This window comes from Mucilaginibacter sp. HD30, from assembly GCF_054061755.1.
In genome coordinates, this window is sequence record NZ_JBSSEO010000001.1 from 380,136 (window position 1) to 399,487 (window position 19,352).

Genomic DNA, 19,352 nt, shown 5'->3' on the forward strand with positions numbered 1-19,352 from the left:
ATAAAATTATATATCAATTTAATCGCTACCATTCAGAAATTCCCTATTTCAGCTTAAATGTTTATCTTCACCGCCCGAAAAGGATTTTGAAAAGTTTATGAAATTATTAGCAGGAAAAACCGCGCTTATTACAGGTGCATCAAAAGGAATAGGTCGCAAAATTGCCGAGAAATTTGCCGAGCACGGCGCTAACGTGGCTTTCACCTACTTATCATCAGTTGAAAAAGGCCTGGCCTTGGAGCAGGAACTGCAAAGCTTCGGTACACAGGTTAAAGGTTACCGCTCTGATGCATCAAAATTTGATGAGGCTGATAAACTGATAAACGATATAGTCGCCGATTTCGGCACCCTGCATATTGTGGTTAACAACGCCGGTATAACCAAAGATGGTTTGCTGATGCGCATGACGGAGCAACAGTGGGATGATGTGATAGAAGTAAACCTTAAATCTATTTTCAACGTTACCAAAGCGGCATCAAAAATAATGATGAAGAACCGCACAGGTGTATTTATTAATATGAGCTCTGTTGTAGGTGTAGACGGTAATGCCGGGCAAGCCAACTATGCGGCATCAAAAGCGGGCATCATTGGGTTCTCTAAATCAATGGCTAAAGAGCTGGGTTCGCGTAATATCCGTACCAACGTTATAGCACCGGGATTTATCCGCACCGAAATGACAGAGGTTTTAGACCCTAAAGTTGTTGAAGGCTGGGCAGCATCCATCCCGCTTAAACGTGCAGGAGAGACAGAGGACGTAGCAAACGCATGCGTTTTCCTGGCATCAGACATGGCTACCTACATTACCGGGCAGGTTATCCCGGTTGATGGGGGAATGTTGTAGGAAGGATTTCGAAATTCGGATTTTCGATTTCGGATTTTTTGAATTGCGATTTTAAATTGTTAGAATTTTTAAATTATACAAGCGCCTCGGTTTTTACCGGGGCGTTTTACGTACAACGTCAAACGTAATTCCTGCAACCCCAAAATCCCACTCTGTAACAAAAACATTTCAACCATTTAATAATATTTTTTGCATTTTGCGGTAACGTAAACGTACTGCGTAAAACGTAAACCTCAAAAATGCTATTATTTTCAATTACCTGGGGCGCTGTTTCTGGTTGGTGGGCGCCGGTTTGCCTGCTGCTTGGTGTGGCGTATGCATGGTTAATGTATCGTCAGCCTGTAAATTTGGGCGAAAACTTCAGGAGGGGCTTGTTTGCCCTGCGTGCTGTAGCTGTATTTGTTATAGCATTGCTGTTGCTATCGCCTTTGCTGCAATCGTTGAGTTATCAGCCGCAAAAACCGTTGATTCTGGTTGCGCAGGATAATTCGCAGTCTGTATCGCAGTTTAAACCCGCCGGTTTTGATCCTGCTGCTTTTGTAACCCAACTGGGTAAACTCAAAGAGCTTTTAGGGGATGATTACGATGTGCGCGAATTTAATTTCGGCGCCAATCTTAATAATGGGCTTTCTAATACATTTAGCGCTCGCAAAACGGATATATCGGCAGCCTTACGCCAGTTTAATGATCAATATACCAATCAAAACATTGGCGCTTTGGTTTTAGCTACCGACGGGATGTACAACCAGGGGGCCGATCCGCAATACGATGCCCGCAACATAAAATCTACCATTTATACCATTGCCTTAGGCGATACCGTTGCCCGTCGCGATCTGCTGATCGGCAACGTTAATTACAATAAAACCGCTTACCTGGGTAATAGTTTTGAAATTGAGGTATTAACAGAAGCCTGGCAAAGCAGGGGCGAGGCCATGCGCCTAACCGTTAGCGAAGGTGGCAGGGTTGTGCATTCTGAAAATATTGAGGTAAGCAACGATGCCTTTAAAAAGGTAAGCACCTTTCAGCTTACTGCAGATAAAAAAGGAATTCATAAATACAACATCAGCATTGCGCCTGTAAAAAATGAACTGTCCACTCAAAATAATTCTGAAACTATTTATGTTGAAGTTTTAGATGTACAGCAGAAGATCTTGCTGCTATATGATGGCCCGCACCCGGATGTAACCGTTATTAAGCAAGCTATTGAAAGTAACAAGAACTTTGAGTTAAAGGCCGGCCTTACTGCCGATATGGGCGCAGTAAAATGGAGCGATTACAGCCTGCTCATCCTTTATCAGCCATCGTATTCTACCCTTACCTTGCTTAAGCCTGAACTGGCTAAAATACGTATCCCTATCTGGTATATGCTGGGTGCGCAGGCGGATATTCGCGGGTTTAATACCCAGCAAAAATTAGCAGGCATAAGCAGCAACCGTTTTGATATGCAGGAGGTTTTTGCCATGACGGCGACCGACTTTTCATCATTTACGCTTAGCGATTCTACGCTGCAAAAGATCAATAAGTTTCCGCCGTTGATGGCGCCTTATGCCAATTACAGTGTAACAGTGCCTAATGGGGTATTGCTGAAGCAGCGTATTGGTGCCGTGCCTACATCGTACCCGCTGTTAATGTTTGGCGATGACGCGGGGCGCAGAAGCGGCGTTTTTATGGGCGAGGGTTTGTGGCGCTGGCAATTATCAGAGTATCAAACTTACGCCAACCACCATGCGATAGAAGAGCTGTTTAGCCAAAGTGTACAATATCTTACTGCTAATACTGATAAGCAGCGCTTTAGGGCCTATCCCTCAAAGAATATTTTTGATGAGGGCGACAACGTATTGCTGAACGCTGAATTGTATGACGATGCACTGCAACTAACCAATACGCCTGATGTTAAAATGGCTATAAAAAGCGCAGAGGGTAAAAGTTATAACTTCCTGTTTACCCGCATAGGCCAAACTTACCAGTTAGATGCAGGCAGCCTGCCAATTGGCGAATACAGTTACAGCGCCACAACCTTGCTGGGTAACCGGGCCTTTAATGCTACCGGGCAGTTTACCGTTAAGCCGCTTAACCTGGAGATAAGACAAAGCGTAGCCAACCGCCAGTTGTTAAATAGTATCTCCGCACAAAGTGGTGGTAAAATGTTATTCCCGCAGCAAATGGAAGAACTTGCTGAACTAATAAAAAAGAACGAGAACATTAAAACGCTTGTGTTTGAGGATAAGCACTACAGCGACATGATAGATGTGAAGTGGATCTTCGCTTTTATATTTGTACTATTAAGCATTGAGTGGTTTTTGCGCAAGCGCGAAGGAGAAGTGTAGGAGATTTCGGATTTCGGATTTTCGATTTCGGATTTAGACGCTTTGTCATTGCTCCGTGCCACGCAATGATAAATTAATATATCAACTTATAAAATTTCACTTCCACATTAGTTTATTCGGCAAACATTTTTATTTTTGTGCAGTAAAATAAATCAGCAACATGATATCACCACAAGAAGCAAACGCACCACGTCATTACATACTGTTAGTAGTTGCCATAGTTATAGGTTTAGTGGGTGTTTACCTTCGCTTTTTCGATTTTAAATACGCATCGGGCATAGCTAACGTAATTTTGGTTATAGGCACTGCTATAGGTTTAAAAGCTGTGTTTGCTATAATAAAGTAAGCAACAAAATAGTATATCAAAAATAGCGATGGGTTTTAAACTCATCGCTATTTTTATTTAGGGCGATACTTAGATGCGTTCAATATCTTCTGCGCATCAGGCTCGGCCATTAACTGCTGCAGGGTAACATCTTTATGTTCTGCCATATATTTCCGAACAATCTGCCAACCGGTCCATATGCCTAACTTGGGCGATGAATCATTATGCTCGCCAAGCCCCGGAGTAAAGGGCGCTTCGTTAAGGTAAGTTTGTATTTTCTGATAGTCAGTTTCGTACAGCAGGTTTTCCTCTAAAAAATAACCCCATATTTTTCCTTCAAAATCAGTGCACCATTTCATTTGTTCGGTAGTGTAACCAATTTTTACTGAGTCGGCTACACTGGGCAGCATTTGGTCCATAAAATAAAGGACCTTCCCGGCGTAGACCATTTTAGATAAAAGGCTGCGGTCCTTATCATTTTCGGGAAACATATCCTCGCGGGCAATACCCTCTACCACACGTGTTGCAATATAGTCAGGCGTAAAGCGGCGCGAAACGTAGTGCGGAAAGGTTTCCCTTAGCGCAGGGTAAAAGCGCGAATCAGCACCTAAAAACATATCCAGGCCAATGCCAAAATAACCGTCGCCGATAGATGTTTGCGCTTTAAAGCCGGAAAAGTAAGCATAAACTTTTGGCAGGTTTTTTTGCGGATAATAATACTTTATGCGGCGGAAAGCATCTGTAAGTTCTTCATTCTGCTTTGCCATATCGCCCGGAAAAACAGCGTCTACATCGTGTTTCAGGTCTTTGTAAGCATCACCGTCAAACACCTTGCGCAGCACATCAAAATAAGCGGTATCATTTGGGTTGCCAATTTCCAGTATCTGTCCCACATAATCGGCATAAAAGTTGCCGTATTTTCTCTGCAGTAACAGGGCCTGCTGAGACATGGGTTTTTGACGCAGCTGATCAAAATCGCGGTCAAAACGCTCAATTTTAACCTCTACAGGTATATTACTCACATCAATATTTTTATCGTTGCTACATGATGTAAATAATACGCCGATAAAAAAAATTGAATAAATTTGTTTGACCTTGCAGTAGGTTGCTGTCATTTTTATACTTTCAGCAAAATTAGCTTATTATTTGCATTTGGGTGCAATAGTTAACCGTTATACACTTATGAAAATAGCCTTAGCCCAGCTTAACTACCACGTTGGTAACTTTGAATCAAATACAGCCAAGATAATTCAATCTGTAGATGAGGCCCGCTTAAATGGTGCCGATCTTGTTGTTTTTGCAGAACTCTGCATTAGTGGTTACCCTGCCCGCGATTTTTTAGAACTGAATGAGTTTATTACGCTTTGTGATGAATCTGCCCGTGCCATAGCAGCCGCCTGTACCGATATTGCTTGTATAATTGGACTGCCAATACCCAATAATAAGCCCGAAGGTAAAGACTTAAGCAACGCCGCCTGGTTTATTGAAAACGGCGAGGTTAAGGCGGTAGTAGAGAAGGCATTACTACCTAATTATGATGTTTTTGACGAATACCGCTATTTTGAGCCGTCAACCGAATTTAACTGTATTGATTTTAAAGGTAAACGCATAGCGCTTACTATTTGCGAGGATCTTTGGAACACCATTGAAAACCCGTTGTATATTACCCGCCCCATGGATACGCTTATTGAGCAGCAGCCCGATGTGATGATAAACATTGCCGCGTCGCCTTTTGCTTATAACCACGATGAGGAACGTATAGCTATTTTAAAAGATAACGTAACGCGCTACAAATTGCCGCTGCTGTATGTAAACCACGTAGGCGCGCAAACCGAGTTAATATTTGATGGCGGATCGCTGGTGTTTGACAATGAGGGAAACCTGGTTGATGAGATGCCTTACTTTAAAGAGAGCATAGCTTATTATTTATTGAACGATGATGGCGGAATAACATTCGATCATCCAACTACAAAAAAACAAGAACGCGACAGCGATATCTCTCAAATTCATGATGCCCTTATATTGGGCATTCAGGATTATTTTAAAAAGTCTGGCTTTAAGCAGGCCATTTTGGGGCTTTCGGGCGGGATAGACTCTGCAGTGGTGTGCGCCCTGGCAGCAAAGGCCCTGGGTCCGCAGAATGTGATGGCGGTATTGCTGCCCTCGAAATTTTCAAGTGACCACTCGCTTAAGGATGCGCAGGACTTGGTAGATAACCTGGGTTGCATGAGCCAGACGGTTGCAATTGAACATATAACCGATGCATTTGAAACAGCCTTGCATCCGCAGTTTCAGAACCTGCCGTTTAACATAGCCGAAGAAAATATACAATCGCGCAGCCGTGCTGTATTGCTGATGGCAATGTGTAATAAGTTTGGCTATATACTGCTCAACACATCCAACAAAAGCGAAGCTGCGGTAGGTTATGGTACATTATATGGCGATATGTGCGGCGGTATATCTGTTATCGGAGATGTTTATAAAACACAGGTGTTTGAGCTGGCGCGATTTATTAATAAGGATGAAGAGATCATCCCGGTCAACTCCATTGTAAAACCACCATCGGCAGAGCTGCGCCCGGGCCAAAAAGATTCGGACTCGTTACCGGAATACGATATTTTGGATAAAATAATTTTTGAGTACGTAGAACAACGACGCTCATCAGCAGAGATAGTAAAAATGGGTTATGACGAAGCAACCGTAAAACGCGCTTTACGACTGATAAACATAGCTGAACATAAACGCTACCAAACCCCGCCTATTTTACGTGTATCGCCAAAAGCTTTCGGTATGGGCAGAAGGATGCCTATAGTTGGGAAGTATTTGCAGTAGGGGCTTTCAATTTTTATTGTCATTCTGAGCGACAGCGAAGAATCTTGTAGACCCTGCTAAGTCACGCGCTCGGTTAGTAAAGCTTATAAGATTCTTCGCTACCGCTCAGAATGACAATTTTTTATTGTCGATGCCTACAATATCTCGCTCAATTTCTTTTCCAGATCAGCTCCGCGAAGGTCGCGGGCTATTATACGGCCCTCTGGGTCCAGTAAAAAATTAGCTGGTATTGCTGATATATGGTAAAGCATGGCTACTTCATTGTTCCAGAATTTTAAGTCGGACACCTGTGTCCATACCAAGCCGTCGTTTTTTATAGCGGCCAGCCAACTGTATTTGGCGTCGGGCTTATCAAGCGATACACCTAAAACAGTAAATTTTTTGTTTTTATATTTATTGTATACCCTGACTAAATTAGGATTTTCCTGACGGCAAGGCCCGCACCACGATGCCCAAAAATCTATCAAAATATATTTCCCTTTGAATGATGAAAGCGATACAGGTTTGCCCGTAGCGTCATTCTGCGTAAAATCAGGGGCTATAGAACCAATGGCGGTTGCCTTGGTCATTTCCATAGTAAGCTTAAGGTTCATACCCGCACTGGTATTTTTAAGTTCAGTGGAGAGCAAACTGTATAGCTTTTCAAGTTCCGTAAAATTGGGCGAGCGGCTGCCTAAAATCCTTAAGGCAATCAAGCTCACATAGCTATTAGTATGGCTGGTAATAAAGTTTTTTAATATCCTGTTGCGCTGTTCCTGTAAGATAGCTGCCCGCGCTTGCAGATCGTTTTTAAACGAAATGGAATTTTGGTCCTTAGCTGAAGCGGCACGATATTCGGAATTTAATTTATTCGCATCGTTTTCAACCCTGAGCAGTTGCATATTCAGCTCCTTGCCCTGGCTATTCAACAAATCATTTACATCAGCCGTACTAACAGAGTCGTTACTGCTCAATATATCAATATTCTCGTTAGAAAGAATGAAAGTTAAAACATCAACATTCTTATCGCCACTTAATTGCTGAATACCAACACCTTTATGATCTATAGCCAGCTTTGCCATATTGGGCTCTGAAACCTGCCCTTTTACGCTAAACACGCCGTTAACTATGTTGGCAGAGTCTACCATTTGGTCAGCGCCAATTTGGTAAATCAAATAAGCTTTGGCAGGGGCGGTAAGGGAGCCTACTTTGCCATTAATTGTAAATTGGGGGGTAATTGTTTGTGCAGTTGCAAACAACGGCAGCGCAGCCACCGCGAATAACCAAATCTTCTTCAAATCAAATTGTTTTTGTACATAACGTGCAATTTGGCACTCAATTGCATGGCTAAACTAATTTTTGATAAGTGCGCCACCAAAGATCGGGCATTTCGCCGGATACAGCCGTGGTATAATCATCATACCGGCACGGTACCAAATGGAATCGCTCGTTTAATGATCCGGCTGTAGGGTAGGGTACCTGCATCCACCACCGGTCGGTTTTTTTACTTTTCACAAATACCAGCTCATGGTCATCGTGCTTTAAACTGGTTTTATAAATAAGGTACTGCGATTTTGGATTAAGCGGGAAATCTTTTTTGCGATTATAAAAGCCGTCAATAAAACACCATATCATTTGCGCCAAAAGCATGGCAGTTTGGCCATTACTGTCGTACGCCGGGTTAAACTCATAAAAGCCAATTGAGGTAAGCTTATCATTGATACCAGCATAGCGGCAGATCTGACAGGCTTCCTCGCCATAAAAACCATTAGGGCCGGCGTTGGTATTACCCATTGCATCTGATGAGCGAACCGAACCCATATCAAAGCTTATCATGTTAGCATTGCGGATGATAGGCTCTGTAACAGTCACTTGTCCACTTAATTCACCTAAGCGATGGGCATCAAAATATAGCTTCTCCATCACCCGCAGGCTATCCTGACTGGTGTAATAGGTTTGATAACCCAGGTTGCTGTAATTGAAAAGGTAATTGGGCTGGTGTAATAATATTTTTTGCAGATAAGATGCTGATGTGGTTTCAATCGTTTCCGGATGATCATCATCATCCAGATCAAAGCGTGGATCAATTATAACCAGGTCAACCTTTTGTTCCAGTGTTTCATAAGCCAGGTATTGGGGATAGGTAAGGTCTTGCCCTCCGCCTATTATAATTGGCAGAATATCTTTTTTTATCAGCTCGTTAACAACAGTTTTAAGCGCGAAATAAGTGTCGGTTACCGTTTCGCCCTGCTTAATGTTACCCAGGTCAGCAATTTTTGTAGTATAGCCGCCCTCGTTAAGCAGGTAAAGTTTCTCGCGCACGTAGTCGGGGCCTAAGGCGCAGCCCGGGTTATTTACCGCGTTACGATCTTCCTGCACGCCAATAATGGCTATGTTGATTCCTTCATCCAAATCCGGAAAATCATTAGCATACAGAGCGATCTTGCTTCCTAAATGACTGGTGTAATAACCGTTTTTCGGAAGTATTTTATTAAGATCGACAGGCGAAAAAAAATCGGACAGGGACATGGTACTTGATGTGCAAAATTATGTGATGTGCAGATGCGAAGATATGCAAATGTGGAGATGATTTATAGCGATACGGGTATTTATGGTAGCACTTGGTGCGCAATCATTTAGTGGCAAATGATAAAAACATCTAAACATTCGCATAAAAAATCTGCACATCCGCACATTTGCACAATTGCACATCTATACGCACATTTGCACATGCGCATATTTACAAATTTACAATGATACTCGTTACCGGCGCGACAGGTTTTTTAGGGGCAGAGGTTGCCAAACAGTTAGCCGAAAGGGGCGAGGTAATTCGTTGTACTAAACGAAGGATTTCTGCTATTCCGCCATTATTGCAACCTTTTAAAGCTATTGAATGGGTAGAAGCCGATATGCTGGACTTTGCTGCCCTTGAAGATGCTTTTATTGGTGTTGATAAGGTTTACCATTGTGCGGCATGGGTGTCGCTTAAACAGGCGGATAAAAAGCAAATGATAAACGCCAATATTAGCGGTACCTCTAATGTGGTTAATCTCTGCCTTGAAAATAACGCGCGACTGGTACATGTAAGTTCTATTGCCGCCATTGGCCACGCCAAACCCGGCGAGTTTACTACCGAGCGTAATGAATTGGATATTAATTTAGAAGATGATGGTTACGCCATATCAAAGCTGGAAAGCGAGATGGAGGTATGGCGCGGTATTGCCGAAGGGCTTAGTGCAGTTATTGTTAATCCATCATTGATCATCGGGCCTGGTGCAGGCACCAGAGGCAGTGGTCAGTTATTTGAGGCGGTGCGTAAAGGATTAAAATTTTACACCGAAGGCGTTGCCGGTTTTGTTGATGTGGAGGATGTTGCCAGGTGTATGATATCTTTAATGGAAAGCGATATTACCGCGGAACGGTATGTTATTAGTGCAGAAAACCGCAACTACCACGAGTTGACCACTGAAATTGCCGCATGCTTTAATGTAGCACCACCTACTGTTTATACCAAACCATGGATGATGGAAACAGGCTGGAGGTTGGCGCGCTTTGTATCACTTTTTACAGGTAAACCACCGTTTTTAGATAAGATAGCAGCCCGGGCAGCCAGCCAGGTACGCAACTTTGATAACAGCAAGATAAAACAGGCTATCGGTATTGAATTTAAACCGGTAAGTGAAACGGTGAAGGAGATTTGCGAGAGCTTAAGCCCCTTAACCCCCTAAAGGGGGAATTCTTGTGGCCACTGCCTCACTAATATTTCCGCTTTACGGGGTTAATCAAATTCCAACGGGCCTATTATTTTCATATTTCTTTTAATAAGGTATTGACGGTGTCTCACATAACGGCTCGGATTATTTGGCGACCAATGCAGCGGACTTGGAAAAATAGATGCTATGGCCGCACACTGTGACCGTGTTAGGTCCTTGGCATCTTTATTATAATATTCCTGAGCTGCAGCCTGTACCCCGTAAATGCCATCGCCCATTTCAATAACGTTAAGATAAACTTCCATAACGCGCTCCTTGCTCCAGAATATCTGTATCAGTACCGTAAAATATGCCTCAAGGCCTTTACGCAGCCATGAGCGCCCCGACCACAGGAATACGTTTTTAGCAGTTTGTTGGGTGATGGTACTGCCGCCTACTACGTGCTTTCCTTTGCCATTGTTTTTTGCCGCCCGTTGAATAGCTTTAAAGTCGAAGCCAACATTATTTAAAAACGTAGCATCCTCGGCAGCGACAGCTGCCCTGGCCATGTAAGGAGATATTTGGTCAAGATCACGCCAATCTTTGTCAATTTTCCATTCCTTGTCAGCTGCCTTGCGTTCAAAGCCGCGCCCAATCATCAGCCAGGTAAAAGGCGGATTAATAAAACGGTAAGCAATAACGCTTAAAACGCTAATGCCAATAAATGCAAAAGCAAATATTTTAACAAAGCGCCAAATAAGTTTGCCAAGGCCTTTCATGCAGCTAAAATATCTGATTAATCCGAAATTCTATCACAAAGCCCAATGAATTTATTTGCGGGGTATGTTAACGTGCCGGTCTTGATCTTCCGCTCATGCTGCCTTCTTTACGGGGTGCATTACCGCTGGGTTTGCGGTCGGTGCGGCCAAACCCACGCCCGCGTTTCGGGCCACCGCCGCCGCCACCTCCTCTTCCGCCTTGCGCCGGTGGAGGTAAAGGAGTAGCAATAGCTTTCGCACTCATAGGGTAGGGCTGGTCTTCAATAACCGGGATCTGCTTGCCTATCAATTTGTGGATGTCTTTGATATAACCAATCTCTTCCTGGTCGCAGAATGAAAGGGCTATGCCATTTGCGCCCGCGCGGCCGGTTCTGCCGATACGGTGTACGTAAGTTTCGGGAATGTTAGGTATCTCGTAGTTAATTACGTGTGTCAGCTCATCAATATCAATACCGCGCGCGGCAATATCAGTAGCAATTAATACACGTGTGGTACGGTTTTTAAAGTTAGTTAATGCACGTTGCCTTGCATTTTGCGATTTATTGCCGTGGATAGCCTCGGCAGTAACGCCAATTTTATGAAGATCCTTCACTACTTTATCAGCACCATGTTTGGTGCGCGTAAATACCAAAGCGGTTTTAATGCCCTTGTCCTTCAGTATATGCGCAAGTAAAGAGCGTTTGTCATTCTTCTCTACGTAGTATAATTCCTGTTGAATGGTATCGGCAGTTGATGACACTGGTGTAACCTCTATCTTCTCGGGGCGGGTTAAAATGCTGTCAGCCAGTTGCTGTATTTCTTTAGGCATAGTTGCCGAGAAAAAAAGCGTTTGTCTTTTTACAGGAACCTTGGCTATTATCTTCTTAACATCATGCACAAAACCCATATCCAACATACGGTCGGCTTCGTCCAATATCAGAATTTTTATATGGTCAAGGCGAATGTAGCCCTGGTTCATCAAATCAAGCAAGCGGCCAGGTGTAGCGGTTAATATATCAACGCCGCGGCGTATTGTGTCTACCTGCGGGTTTTGCGATACGCCACCGAAAATTACGGTATGTTTAAGGCCGGTATGCTTCCCGTAAGCGGCAAAACTTTCATTAATTTGTATGGCCAGTTCGCGGGTTGGCGTTAATATTAAAGTCTTTATCGTTTTTTGCTCTTTGTGTTGCAGTTTGTCTTTATACAAGGTTTGCAAAGTAGGGATAGCAAACGCGGCAGTTTTGCCGGTACCTGTTTGGGCGCAACCTAACAGGTCACGGCCTTGTAATATAATGGGGATTGCTTGTTCTTGTATTGGGGTAGGGTTTGTATAACCCTCGGTTTTAAGAGCCTTTAAAATAGGCTCAATTAAATTTAAATTTTCAAATGACATGTAATGTATCTTAATATATAGATGCTAACGCGATTGCATAAGCGGATCTGAAGAGTCTCTCGTCGTGGAAATGATCAAAACCGTAAGCTAACGGGTATTATTTTTTGCAAAGATACGGTTTTAATTCGGATGTTAGAATTGAGTGAAACCAACGGCAACTTTTACAGTTATAATCTAAATTGATAATCATGCCTGAATTACCCGACTTGCAAGTATTTGCCCGTAACCTTAACAAATTGTTCAAAGGCCAAACTTTAGAAAAAATTGAAGCGCCCAACCAAAAGAAGTTAAATGTTACAGTTAGGGAATTGAAGGCTGCGCTTGAGGGAAAGGAATTAACCAACGTAAAACGCGTAGGTAAGGAACTACACTTTGAGTTTAATAAGCGTGTGCTTGGCTTGCACCTTATGTTGCATGGTCAGTTTCATACATTTGATAGCGCCAATACTAATAAATATGCCATTGTTGAGCTGCATTTTAAGGGCGGAAAAGGCCTTGCGTTAACCGATTACCAGGGAGCGGCTACACCTACACTTGATCCGGAGGAGAAAGACATACCAGATGCTTTGGATGTGAAGATAACTTACTTGAAAGAGAAATTTGGTAAAAAACGGTCGCCTGTTAAAACTGTATTAATGGACCAGAAAGTGCTGCGTGGCATAGGCAATGCTTATGCCGACGAAATATTATGGGAAGCACGGATATCGCCTTTTTCACCGGCCAATAAATTACCTGATGCAGCCTTGAACAAATTGATCGAATCTATAAAAGATGTTCTCGAAGACGCCGAAAAGCAAATCATTAAACACAAGCCTGACATCATCAGTGGTGAAGTGCGTGATTTTTTAAAAGTGCATCTACCAAAACAAAAGCAAACGCCCACAGGTGTTGCTATCCACCAAAAAGAGTTGGGCGGACGCAGTACATATTATACTGATGAGCAGGAGTTGTTTGGGTGATTATGCAAGGGTGTGATTCTTGTTCCTTAAAACTTCACCAATATATTTCCCGGCAATAACACCTAATACCAGCGCAGAAACGTGAAAGACCGTAAAATAGGTATTACCGCTGTTCATATCAGCATTAATGCCAGCGCTGGTCTCTATTGTAAAACCTGCAACAGCGAATACAACCAGATATCGCCACGATTGCTTTTCGTTGTAAAATGATATTAGGGCTGAAAATGCCATATATACGACGCCAAAAATTGCACAGCTAAAGATAGTACCAAGCACTTGAGGTAAATTATGTGGCAGTCTGATGGTGCGTGTACTGGCGGCCAGAATTTCAACTACAGCACCGGATATAAAAAGAAAAGTCATTGCGGGTCTTTCAACTAAGCTTTTTAAGCTTAGTTTCTCAAACTTACTTATACTTGCCACTAAACTTATTGCAGCCAATGCAAACGTTATAAACACCAGGTAAAAGCTCCTTTCTACCCATGAACTGTGAAAACTAGCGATCATAGTAGAATTTATATTTGGACCTGTAAACCCGGGAAACAAAAAGCTGGAGATGAAGGTGATAGACACGGGCAAAAAAAACGACCATGCCACCGTCCGGAGTGGTTGTTTTTCAACGAAATTTTCGATAAAGCGGGCAATGCGATGCTTTTGCATTACTGCATATATCATTGCTATGCAGGCGCAAATATTTAAAGTTGTTACCACAACCGTTGTCGTTATCGATGCGGAATACATACGCAGCATCCAATTACTGGCACCCACCAGCAACGTAAAAACCACAAGGGGTGCCGCATAAAGCAAGTTGAAGCCCAATATCATATAAGCCCACGTCCGGTTTACATTAAGCGATGTATTAACCTTGCTATACTCATTGTGTAAAACATCATCAGTACCCAGCCGCTTTGCTGAGATAATAAAAGCCTCTTCAACAGTAAGTTGCTGCTTAATTAATGCTTCGCTAGAGTCGTACAGATGGCTGCTTAATTCTATACCGTCTGCCGCCGTAATACTGCCCTTGTTTTGCAGGTTTTCCACATGCGTTTTGATAGCCGCATCTAAATTGAAATTTCCGGTTTCCATAATTTTGTGATAAGGTTATTTACATAGTTCCATTGTGATAATTGCTCTTCCAGTTCTCTGGTGCCTTTTTCAGTAATGGCGTAGTACTTACGCTCCCTGCCGGTGTCGGCCTTTTTCCATGAACTTTGCAGCCATTGTTTTTCTTCCATTTTTTTCAGAACAGGATACAGGGTGCCTTCTGCAACAGCCAGCTCACCGCCGGTTTTATCTTTTAGCTGCTGTATAATTTCATAGCCATAACTCTCCTGGCGCTTAAGTATCAGCAACACCATTGGCGCCAGTGAGCTTGCCATCAAATCCTTGTTAAGTTCTTGCATATACAATTATACATAGAAGTTCTAAGTATAGAAAATGAAATTTGAATATTTTTTGATTACACATTGTTGGTGGTTTGTAATAAGGTAACCATGGTGCTGAAAGCCAATACTATTCAACCTTAAACTGCGTTTTGATTGGAAGAATAACAACGTTGCAGGGATGCTTTGCCCCATAGCATATCACAACAATATCATCTCCATTTACCACTATGAGGAAACGATTTCAACTGACCCTAACCATCAACAATTTTAAATTGTTAATGAAATACTATTTTTCAAAAGGACTTTCTGTTTTTAACAAACGCAAGCTATATGATGAGTTAAATGATGCAAGCATAGTTAAAGATGATGCTTTGCCGCTCAATATCGTTCGCCCGGGATCAAAAGTACTGGTACGGGACATTGGCAAGCGCCAAACTTATAGGGTACATATTGTTGATGAAAGCCAGGAATCCGGAAACAGCCTGAATAAAATACCGGTTACGGATCCTCTATCAATAGCTTTATTGGGCTACGGTAACGGGCACAAAACGGAGTGGGAAATGGCGGACGGTATACACCAGTTTGAGATTGTATCTGTTAGCTGACCCAGTTATTTGTGAAAAAATACTGCAAGGCCTTTTGTAATGCCGATTTTATTGCAGTATTTTAAGCAAGATAAGCGGTATCACAATAATGACATCAATTTTTAGTATTGCCTTTACCAAACGTGGCTCTCTAACCACCTTTGCTCAACTATTTTATCAATATACTGCCGACATTGCCATATTAAGGACCATGCGGTGGCTGTTAAACTTAAGCAACAGGACGCTTTAGCAGGTAAATATCAATGAAGAAAGAATTGATTACTTTCAGAACATTTGATGACCTGGCCCTGGCAGAAGACATCGCTAATACGCTTAAGCAAAACAAAATACAATACGAGCTTAAAACATTTGCCCCTAAAATTGACATCGCTACCATGACAAGTGCGCCTTTGCTGTATGCAATTATGGCCTACGATGATGATTTTGAAAAGATAAATGATTTATTACAACAAAGCGTACTTGGAGATATTGAAAAGGTAAATAGCGATCACTACCTTTTTGCCTTTACTGACGAAGAGCTGTTCGCTGTTTTAACTAAAGCTGATGAGTGGAGTGCCTTTGATGTAATGCTGGCACGAAAAATTTTAAACAATCGCGGCGAGGATGTAAGTGACAGGAAAATTAAACAGATACACAAGGATAGAATTGAAGAATTAAGACTACCTGGGCCTTCGCCAACTTTTTGGATAGTTTTAGGATATGTATTTGCCCTGATGGGAGGCATAATTGGTGTTTTTATTGGGCGACATTTATACGCGCACAAAAAGACTTTGCCCAATGGCGAAATGGTGTTCATTTATAGCGAAAATGATCGTAAGCACGGACGCAATATATTTTATATAGCTACTGCATGTTTTGCATTGGGATTGTTTCTTAAATTTATGGGTAGTTTTTAGTAAAAAAAATCAACATCGAAAATGGAGAACATTCAACAAGAAAGAATTCAAGAACTGGAAAAACCGCAAGGCTCACAAAAGAATGTTATTATAGTGGGTTATATATTTGCCTTGCTTGGCGGACTGATAGGCGTTTTTATTGGGCAGTATTTAGCGGGCTACAGAAAGACCTTACCTAACGGCGAAGTAGTTTTAGCACACAGCGAGAGTGATCGTAAACAAGGGAAATATATTATGACCATTGGTACGATAATGCTGTTAGTTATGTGTTTTTTAAAATTAACGCATAAAATATAAGGCACAAAAAAGGCCCTCCAATCCGGAGAGCCTTTAACCTTTTAGCTTTCGCCTTTTACCTCAAAAGCTTATTTCTTATAAGCGTATTTAAAGTTTTTGCCGATGAATTTAGCGTTCTCGCCCAATTCTTCTTCAATACGCAATAATTGATTGTATTTAGCTATCCTGTCTGAACGTGAAGCCGAACCGGTTTTGATCTGGCCGCAGTTTAATGCAACAGCTAAATCAGCGATGGTAGCGTCTTCAGTCTCGCCAGAGCGGTGGCTCATTACTGAGGTATAACTGCTGGTTTGCGCTAATGATACCGCGTTGATGGTCTCGGTTAATGAACCTATCTGATTAACTTTTACCAGAATAGAGTTTGCAGTAGCGCTATCAATACCTTGTTGTAAACGTACCACGTTAGTAACAAACAAATCATCACCAACCAATTGTACTTTATCGCCAATTTTGTCGGTTAATATTTTCCATCCGGCCCAATCATCCTCAGCCATACCGTCTTCAATAGAAATAACAGGATATTTACGGGTTAATTCGGCAAGGTACTCCGCCTGTTCTTCGCTGGTGCGGATAGCGCCTTTTTCACCTTCAAACTTGGTGTAATCGTATTTACCGTTTACATAAAATTCTGAGGCAGCACAATCAAACGCAAGGCAAATTTCTTCACCAGCTTTGTATCCTGCTTTTTCAATAGCCTGTAAAATGGTTTCAACGCCATCTTCGGTACCGCTAAAAGTGGGAGCAAAGCCACCTTCGTCACCAACTGCTGTTGAAAGGCCGCGGTCATGTAATATTTTCTTTAATGTATGGAACACTTCAGCACCCCAGCGCAAAGCTTCAGAGAAAGAAGGTGCGCCAACCGGCATGATCATAAACTCCTGAAACGCGATAGGCGCATCAGAGTGTGAGCCACCGTTAACAATGTTCATCATTGGGATAGGCAGCGTGTTAGCGTTTACACCACCAATGTAGCGGTATAAAGGCTGGCGACTTTCTTGCGCAGCAGCTTTAGCAGCAGCTAATGATACACCTAAAATGGCATTCGCCCCTAAGTTGCCTTTATTATGTGTCCCGTCAAGATCAATCATTATTTTGTCGATGCTGTTCTGATCAAAAACGTCAACACCTTGCAGTTCTTTTGCTATAATATCATTTACGTTGGCAACCGCTTTTAAAACACCTTTACCCAGGTATTTTGACTTATCGCCATCACGAAGTTCAACTGCCTCGTGTGCTCCCGTTGATGCGCCTGATGGCACAGCAGCACGACCAACAAAGCCGTTTTCGGTTAACACATCAACTTCAATAGTAGGATTACCGCGAGAATCAAGTATCTGGCGGGCGTGAACATCAATTATTAAACTCATTTTCTATTTAGGATTAATTTATAAACTCAAAGTGTAAAGTGTACACTTTGATTATTCAAAGATACAAATCTTCAATAAATAAGCCTAAAAACTTTAAATATTAACAATGGCTTAATACGAAAGCTTAGTCCGCCGATGTTGGTATTTGTTCTTTCGATTTTTTGTGATCGCGGTGTATGCGGTAGTTGATATTAATGGCCAGGTTGTTTTTAGCGCCTGCTGTGGTAAGGTTATAGTTATACTGATTGAGCCAGCCTAACTGTAAGCTAAGCGACTTATCAAACTGATAACCAAGCCCAGCCGAGAAGCGGTTACGCTCAAAATGCGGCGCTTTATTATTGAAGAAAACCTCATCAAACATGCCAATGAAGAAAGTGCCGGGCACAACTTTTTTATTATTAAGCGGAATTACCATGCTTAAACGATAGCGGAACCGATTGCGATAAATACCGTTAACCCAGCGCTGCTCGGCACGGTAGCGGTGCTCAAATTTAACCCTATCCAAAAAGCTGTTAACAGTCATTTGTTCCCACATTCTAAATTCAGTATTAGGCGTTAAACCCAGATCATTTTCATCGGTAACATAACGGCCGGCTCCCAAAAGTGCTGTGTAATTGTTAGCTATGTCATAGCTTATGCCGCCCTTGGTTTCGTAATAAAAAAACTGGTTAAAAAACTTATTAGAGCGCGTTTGTAATTCTATATAACCACCCCAGCGGGTAACGCTATCGCCCGGCATTGTTATGGTGGTTATGCCAAAAACGCCTGTTTTATTGTTTTGAGCCGTAGCCGAAAAAGAAATAACAGAAAGTAGGGAGAGCAGAGCGAATAACTGCGCCTTAAAGTTTGCCATGTTAATTTTGTGTAAATTCTGATGGCAAATGTATTTTGTTAATATTACCTCAACATTAAGTTTGTGTTCTCCAATGTTAAATTTGTGTTAACAAGCTATTAGTCGGTATCTTCTCCATATTGCCACTTCGCCGCTTTGTTTTCACGCCAAGCATGCCAACCATATTGCAAGTAGTAAATTTCATTAATAGACGGGTCTATTTGGGTAATTTGTTCGAGGCTAACCACCTTACTATCATCTAAGTTCGGATTCAGACTAGTATGGAATTGCCAATCGCCATCTTCATTGTGATAAACATATAAAATTGCATCGCCGTCGAACGCCTGCTCAGTAGTAAATACAGCGACATTACGTTCTTCGTAAAATTTAAAGTCAGAATCACGATCTAACAGTGGTTGTTTAAATTTCCAATCAGAGTTAAAACCTTCATGCCACGGGAATTTATGTTGTTTATCGGGCCATACTAATTGCAATGCAGGAAAGTCAAAAGTGCCGTAATACCAACCTCCATAACCTAAATAATTAGGGTAAAAAGAAGCGTTTACATCTAAAAATTGTATATCATAATTTTGCAAAAAGTGCGCGTATTTTTCGTTGGTTGTAAAGATAGTTCCCTCTTTGATCTGGGCACATGCATCATTAATAATACTCGCCGTAACATTTATGTTGAGGCCGAAGCAAATGATTTCGGGGTGATTAAAGCGTTCAAATAACCCTATGGAATAGACAAATCCCGGCAAATAGTTATCGGGTTCTATCAATACTAAATGACAACCAAAATCTTGTATGTTTTTTTCAATGACGTCACGGTCTTCAGTATGTGAACAGCTTACTGACATA

Annotated in this window: 19 protein-coding genes; 9 read left to right on the forward strand and 10 right to left on the reverse strand. The window is 42.1% G+C overall.

The window, feature by feature from the left end; genetic code table 11:
• Positions 1 to 97: 97 nt before the first annotated feature.
• The 3 genes from fabG (at position 98) to ACVW2L_RS01920 (ending at position 3,514) form a co-directional block, all read left to right on the forward strand.
• Positions 98 to 841 carry a 3-oxoacyl-[acyl-carrier-protein] reductase gene (fabG, locus tag ACVW2L_RS01910; protein ID WP_457126258.1) on the forward strand — a complete coding sequence of 248 codons (744 nt, stop codon included), beginning with the start codon at positions 98 to 100 and terminating at the stop codon, positions 839 to 841.
• Positions 842 to 1,080: 239 nt separating this feature from the next.
• Entirely contained in the window at positions 1,081 to 3,168 is a 2,088-nt protein-coding gene (locus ACVW2L_RS01915; protein ID WP_457126259.1) for a hypothetical protein, read from the forward strand.
• 160 nt (positions 3,169 to 3,328) lie between these two features.
• Positions 3,329 to 3,514, forward strand: a complete 186-nt coding sequence (locus tag ACVW2L_RS01920) for a hypothetical protein (protein WP_457126260.1) — start codon at positions 3,329 to 3,331, stop codon at positions 3,512 to 3,514.
• A 53-nt stretch (positions 3,515 to 3,567) separates the two neighbouring features.
• Here ACVW2L_RS01920 and gldB read toward each other — a convergent pair whose 3' ends face one another.
• Positions 3,568 to 4,608: a gliding motility lipoprotein GldB gene (gene gldB / locus ACVW2L_RS01925; RefSeq protein WP_457126261.1), complete on the reverse strand. Its 1,041-nt coding sequence runs from the start codon at positions 4,606 to 4,608 to the stop codon at positions 3,568 to 3,570.
• A 67-nt stretch (positions 4,609 to 4,675) separates the two neighbouring features.
• Here gldB and ACVW2L_RS01930 point away from each other — a divergent pair, with 67 nt between their 5' ends.
• Positions 4,676 to 6,325, forward strand: coding sequence for an NAD+ synthase (locus ACVW2L_RS01930; RefSeq protein WP_457126262.1), 1,650 nt, complete (start codon positions 4,676 to 4,678; stop codon positions 6,323 to 6,325).
• A gap of 134 nt (positions 6,326 to 6,459) precedes the next feature.
• Here the strand turns inward: ACVW2L_RS01930 and ACVW2L_RS01935 are convergent, their stop codons facing one another.
• The gene (locus ACVW2L_RS01935; protein ID WP_457126263.1) at positions 6,460 to 7,602 is read right to left on the reverse strand and encodes a redoxin domain-containing protein; all 1,143 of its coding nucleotides are present in this window, start codon (positions 7,600 to 7,602) and stop codon (positions 6,460 to 6,462) included.
• A gap of 49 nt (positions 7,603 to 7,651) precedes the next feature.
• Positions 7,652 to 8,833, reverse strand: a complete 1,182-nt coding sequence (locus tag ACVW2L_RS01940; protein WP_457126264.1) for a formimidoylglutamase — start codon at positions 8,831 to 8,833, stop codon at positions 7,652 to 7,654.
• Between the two features lie 224 nt (positions 8,834 to 9,057).
• Here ACVW2L_RS01940 and ACVW2L_RS01945 point away from each other — a divergent pair, with 224 nt between their 5' ends.
• Complete coding sequence (locus tag ACVW2L_RS01945) at positions 9,058 to 10,032, forward strand: NAD-dependent epimerase/dehydratase family protein (protein ID WP_457126265.1); 975 nt, start codon at positions 9,058 to 9,060, stop codon at positions 10,030 to 10,032.
• Positions 10,033 to 10,082: 50 nt separating this feature from the next.
• On the opposite strand, the gene mtgA is transcribed toward ACVW2L_RS01945, so the two are convergent.
• Together mtgA and ACVW2L_RS01955 are read right to left on the reverse strand one after the other, a co-directional pair.
• Positions 10,083 to 10,775 (reverse strand): monofunctional biosynthetic peptidoglycan transglycosylase, encoded by a 693-nt coding sequence (gene mtgA / locus ACVW2L_RS01950; RefSeq protein ID WP_457126266.1) that lies wholly within the window; start codon positions 10,773 to 10,775, stop codon positions 10,083 to 10,085.
• A 67-nt stretch (positions 10,776 to 10,842) separates the two neighbouring features.
• On the reverse strand, positions 10,843 to 12,150 hold the full coding sequence (locus tag ACVW2L_RS01955; protein ID WP_457126267.1) for a DEAD/DEAH box helicase: 1,308 nt from the start codon (positions 12,148 to 12,150) through the stop codon (positions 10,843 to 10,845).
• A 188-nt stretch (positions 12,151 to 12,338) separates the two neighbouring features.
• Between ACVW2L_RS01955 and ACVW2L_RS01960 the strand changes: the two genes are divergently transcribed.
• The gene (locus tag ACVW2L_RS01960; RefSeq protein WP_457126268.1) at positions 12,339 to 13,109 is read left to right on the forward strand and encodes an Fpg/Nei family DNA glycosylase; all 771 of its coding nucleotides are present in this window, start codon (positions 12,339 to 12,341) and stop codon (positions 13,107 to 13,109) included.
• Here ACVW2L_RS01960 and ACVW2L_RS01965 read toward each other — a convergent pair whose 3' ends face one another.
• Positions 13,110 to 14,195, reverse strand: a complete 1,086-nt coding sequence (locus ACVW2L_RS01965; RefSeq protein WP_457126269.1) for a hypothetical protein — start codon at positions 14,193 to 14,195, stop codon at positions 13,110 to 13,112. It lies immediately after the preceding gene.
• Positions 14,171 to 14,512: a PadR family transcriptional regulator gene (locus ACVW2L_RS01970; RefSeq protein ID WP_457126270.1), complete on the reverse strand. Its 342-nt coding sequence runs from the start codon at positions 14,510 to 14,512 to the stop codon at positions 14,171 to 14,173. Before ACVW2L_RS01970 ends, ACVW2L_RS01965 begins: the two co-directional genes overlap by 25 nt.
• Before the next feature lie 209 nt (positions 14,513 to 14,721).
• Between ACVW2L_RS01970 and ACVW2L_RS01975 the strand changes: the two genes are divergently transcribed.
• From ACVW2L_RS01975 to ACVW2L_RS01985, 3 genes are all read left to right on the forward strand, one after another.
• Positions 14,722 to 15,099 carry a GreA/GreB family elongation factor gene (locus ACVW2L_RS01975; protein WP_457126271.1) on the forward strand — a complete coding sequence of 126 codons (378 nt, stop codon included), beginning with the start codon at positions 14,722 to 14,724 and terminating at the stop codon, positions 15,097 to 15,099.
• A 242-nt stretch (positions 15,100 to 15,341) separates the two neighbouring features.
• Positions 15,342 to 15,995 carry a hypothetical protein gene (locus ACVW2L_RS01980; protein WP_457126272.1) on the forward strand — a complete coding sequence of 218 codons (654 nt, stop codon included), beginning with the start codon at positions 15,342 to 15,344 and terminating at the stop codon, positions 15,993 to 15,995.
• Positions 15,996 to 16,016: 21 nt separating this feature from the next.
• Positions 16,017 to 16,292: a hypothetical protein gene (locus ACVW2L_RS01985; protein WP_457126273.1), complete on the forward strand. Its 276-nt coding sequence runs from the start codon at positions 16,017 to 16,019 to the stop codon at positions 16,290 to 16,292.
• A 68-nt stretch (positions 16,293 to 16,360) separates the two neighbouring features.
• Here the strand turns inward: ACVW2L_RS01985 and eno are convergent, their stop codons facing one another.
• The 3 genes from eno to ACVW2L_RS02000 form a co-directional block, all read right to left on the reverse strand.
• The gene (gene eno / locus ACVW2L_RS01990; protein WP_457126274.1) at positions 16,361 to 17,659 is read right to left on the reverse strand and encodes a phosphopyruvate hydratase; all 1,299 of its coding nucleotides are present in this window, start codon (positions 17,657 to 17,659) and stop codon (positions 16,361 to 16,363) included.
• Between the two features lie 124 nt (positions 17,660 to 17,783).
• Positions 17,784 to 18,512 (reverse strand): DUF2490 domain-containing protein, encoded by a 729-nt coding sequence (locus ACVW2L_RS01995; protein WP_457126275.1) that lies wholly within the window; start codon positions 18,510 to 18,512, stop codon positions 17,784 to 17,786.
• Between the two features lie 98 nt (positions 18,513 to 18,610).
• Positions 18,611 to 19,351, reverse strand: coding sequence for a DUF4262 domain-containing protein (locus ACVW2L_RS02000; protein WP_457126276.1), 741 nt, complete (start codon positions 19,349 to 19,351; stop codon positions 18,611 to 18,613).
• Between the last annotated feature and the right edge of the window lies 1 nt (position 19,352).

What these genes read in the sequence shown, in the direction of transcription:
- fabG (WP_457126258.1), top strand. Translation starts at nt 98, where the DNA reads ATGAAATTATTAGCAGGAAAAACCGCGCTTATTACAGGTGCATCAAAA.
- ACVW2L_RS01915 (WP_457126259.1), top strand. Translation starts at nt 1,081, where the DNA reads ATGCTATTATTTTCAATTACCTGGGGCGCTGTTTCTGGTTGGTGGGCG.
- ACVW2L_RS01920 (WP_457126260.1), top strand. Translation starts at nt 3,329, where the DNA reads ATGATATCACCACAAGAAGCAAACGCACCACGTCATTACATACTGTTA.
- gldB (WP_457126261.1), bottom strand. Translation starts at nt 4,608, where the DNA reads ATGACAGCAACCTACTGCAAGGTCAAACAAATTTATTCAATTTTTTTT.
- ACVW2L_RS01930 (WP_457126262.1), top strand. Translation starts at nt 4,676, where the DNA reads ATGAAAATAGCCTTAGCCCAGCTTAACTACCACGTTGGTAACTTTGAA.
- ACVW2L_RS01940 (WP_457126264.1), bottom strand. Translation starts at nt 8,833, where the DNA reads ATGTCCCTGTCCGATTTTTTTTCGCCTGTCGATCTTAATAAAATACTT.
- ACVW2L_RS01945 (WP_457126265.1), top strand. Translation starts at nt 9,058, where the DNA reads ATGATACTCGTTACCGGCGCGACAGGTTTTTTAGGGGCAGAGGTTGCC.
- mtgA (WP_457126266.1), bottom strand. Translation starts at nt 10,775, where the DNA reads ATGAAAGGCCTTGGCAAACTTATTTGGCGCTTTGTTAAAATATTTGCT.
- ACVW2L_RS01955 (WP_457126267.1), bottom strand. Translation starts at nt 12,150, where the DNA reads ATGTCATTTGAAAATTTAAATTTAATTGAGCCTATTTTAAAGGCTCTT.
- ACVW2L_RS01960 (WP_457126268.1), top strand. Translation starts at nt 12,339, where the DNA reads ATGCCTGAATTACCCGACTTGCAAGTATTTGCCCGTAACCTTAACAAA.
- ACVW2L_RS01965 (WP_457126269.1), bottom strand. Translation starts at nt 14,195, where the DNA reads ATGGAAACCGGAAATTTCAATTTAGATGCGGCTATCAAAACGCATGTG.
- ACVW2L_RS01970 (WP_457126270.1), bottom strand. Translation starts at nt 14,512, where the DNA reads ATGCAAGAACTTAACAAGGATTTGATGGCAAGCTCACTGGCGCCAATG.
- ACVW2L_RS01975 (WP_457126271.1), top strand. Translation starts at nt 14,722, where the DNA reads ATGAGGAAACGATTTCAACTGACCCTAACCATCAACAATTTTAAATTG.
- ACVW2L_RS01980 (WP_457126272.1), top strand. Translation starts at nt 15,342, where the DNA reads ATGAAGAAAGAATTGATTACTTTCAGAACATTTGATGACCTGGCCCTG.
- ACVW2L_RS01985 (WP_457126273.1), top strand. Translation starts at nt 16,017, where the DNA reads ATGGAGAACATTCAACAAGAAAGAATTCAAGAACTGGAAAAACCGCAA.
- eno (WP_457126274.1), bottom strand. Translation starts at nt 17,659, where the DNA reads ATGAGTTTAATAATTGATGTTCACGCCCGCCAGATACTTGATTCTCGC.
- ACVW2L_RS01995 (WP_457126275.1), bottom strand. Translation starts at nt 18,512, where the DNA reads ATGGCAAACTTTAAGGCGCAGTTATTCGCTCTGCTCTCCCTACTTTCT.
- ACVW2L_RS02000 (WP_457126276.1), bottom strand. Translation starts at nt 19,351, where the DNA reads ATGTCAGTAAGCTGTTCACATACTGAAGACCGTGACGTCATTGAAAAA.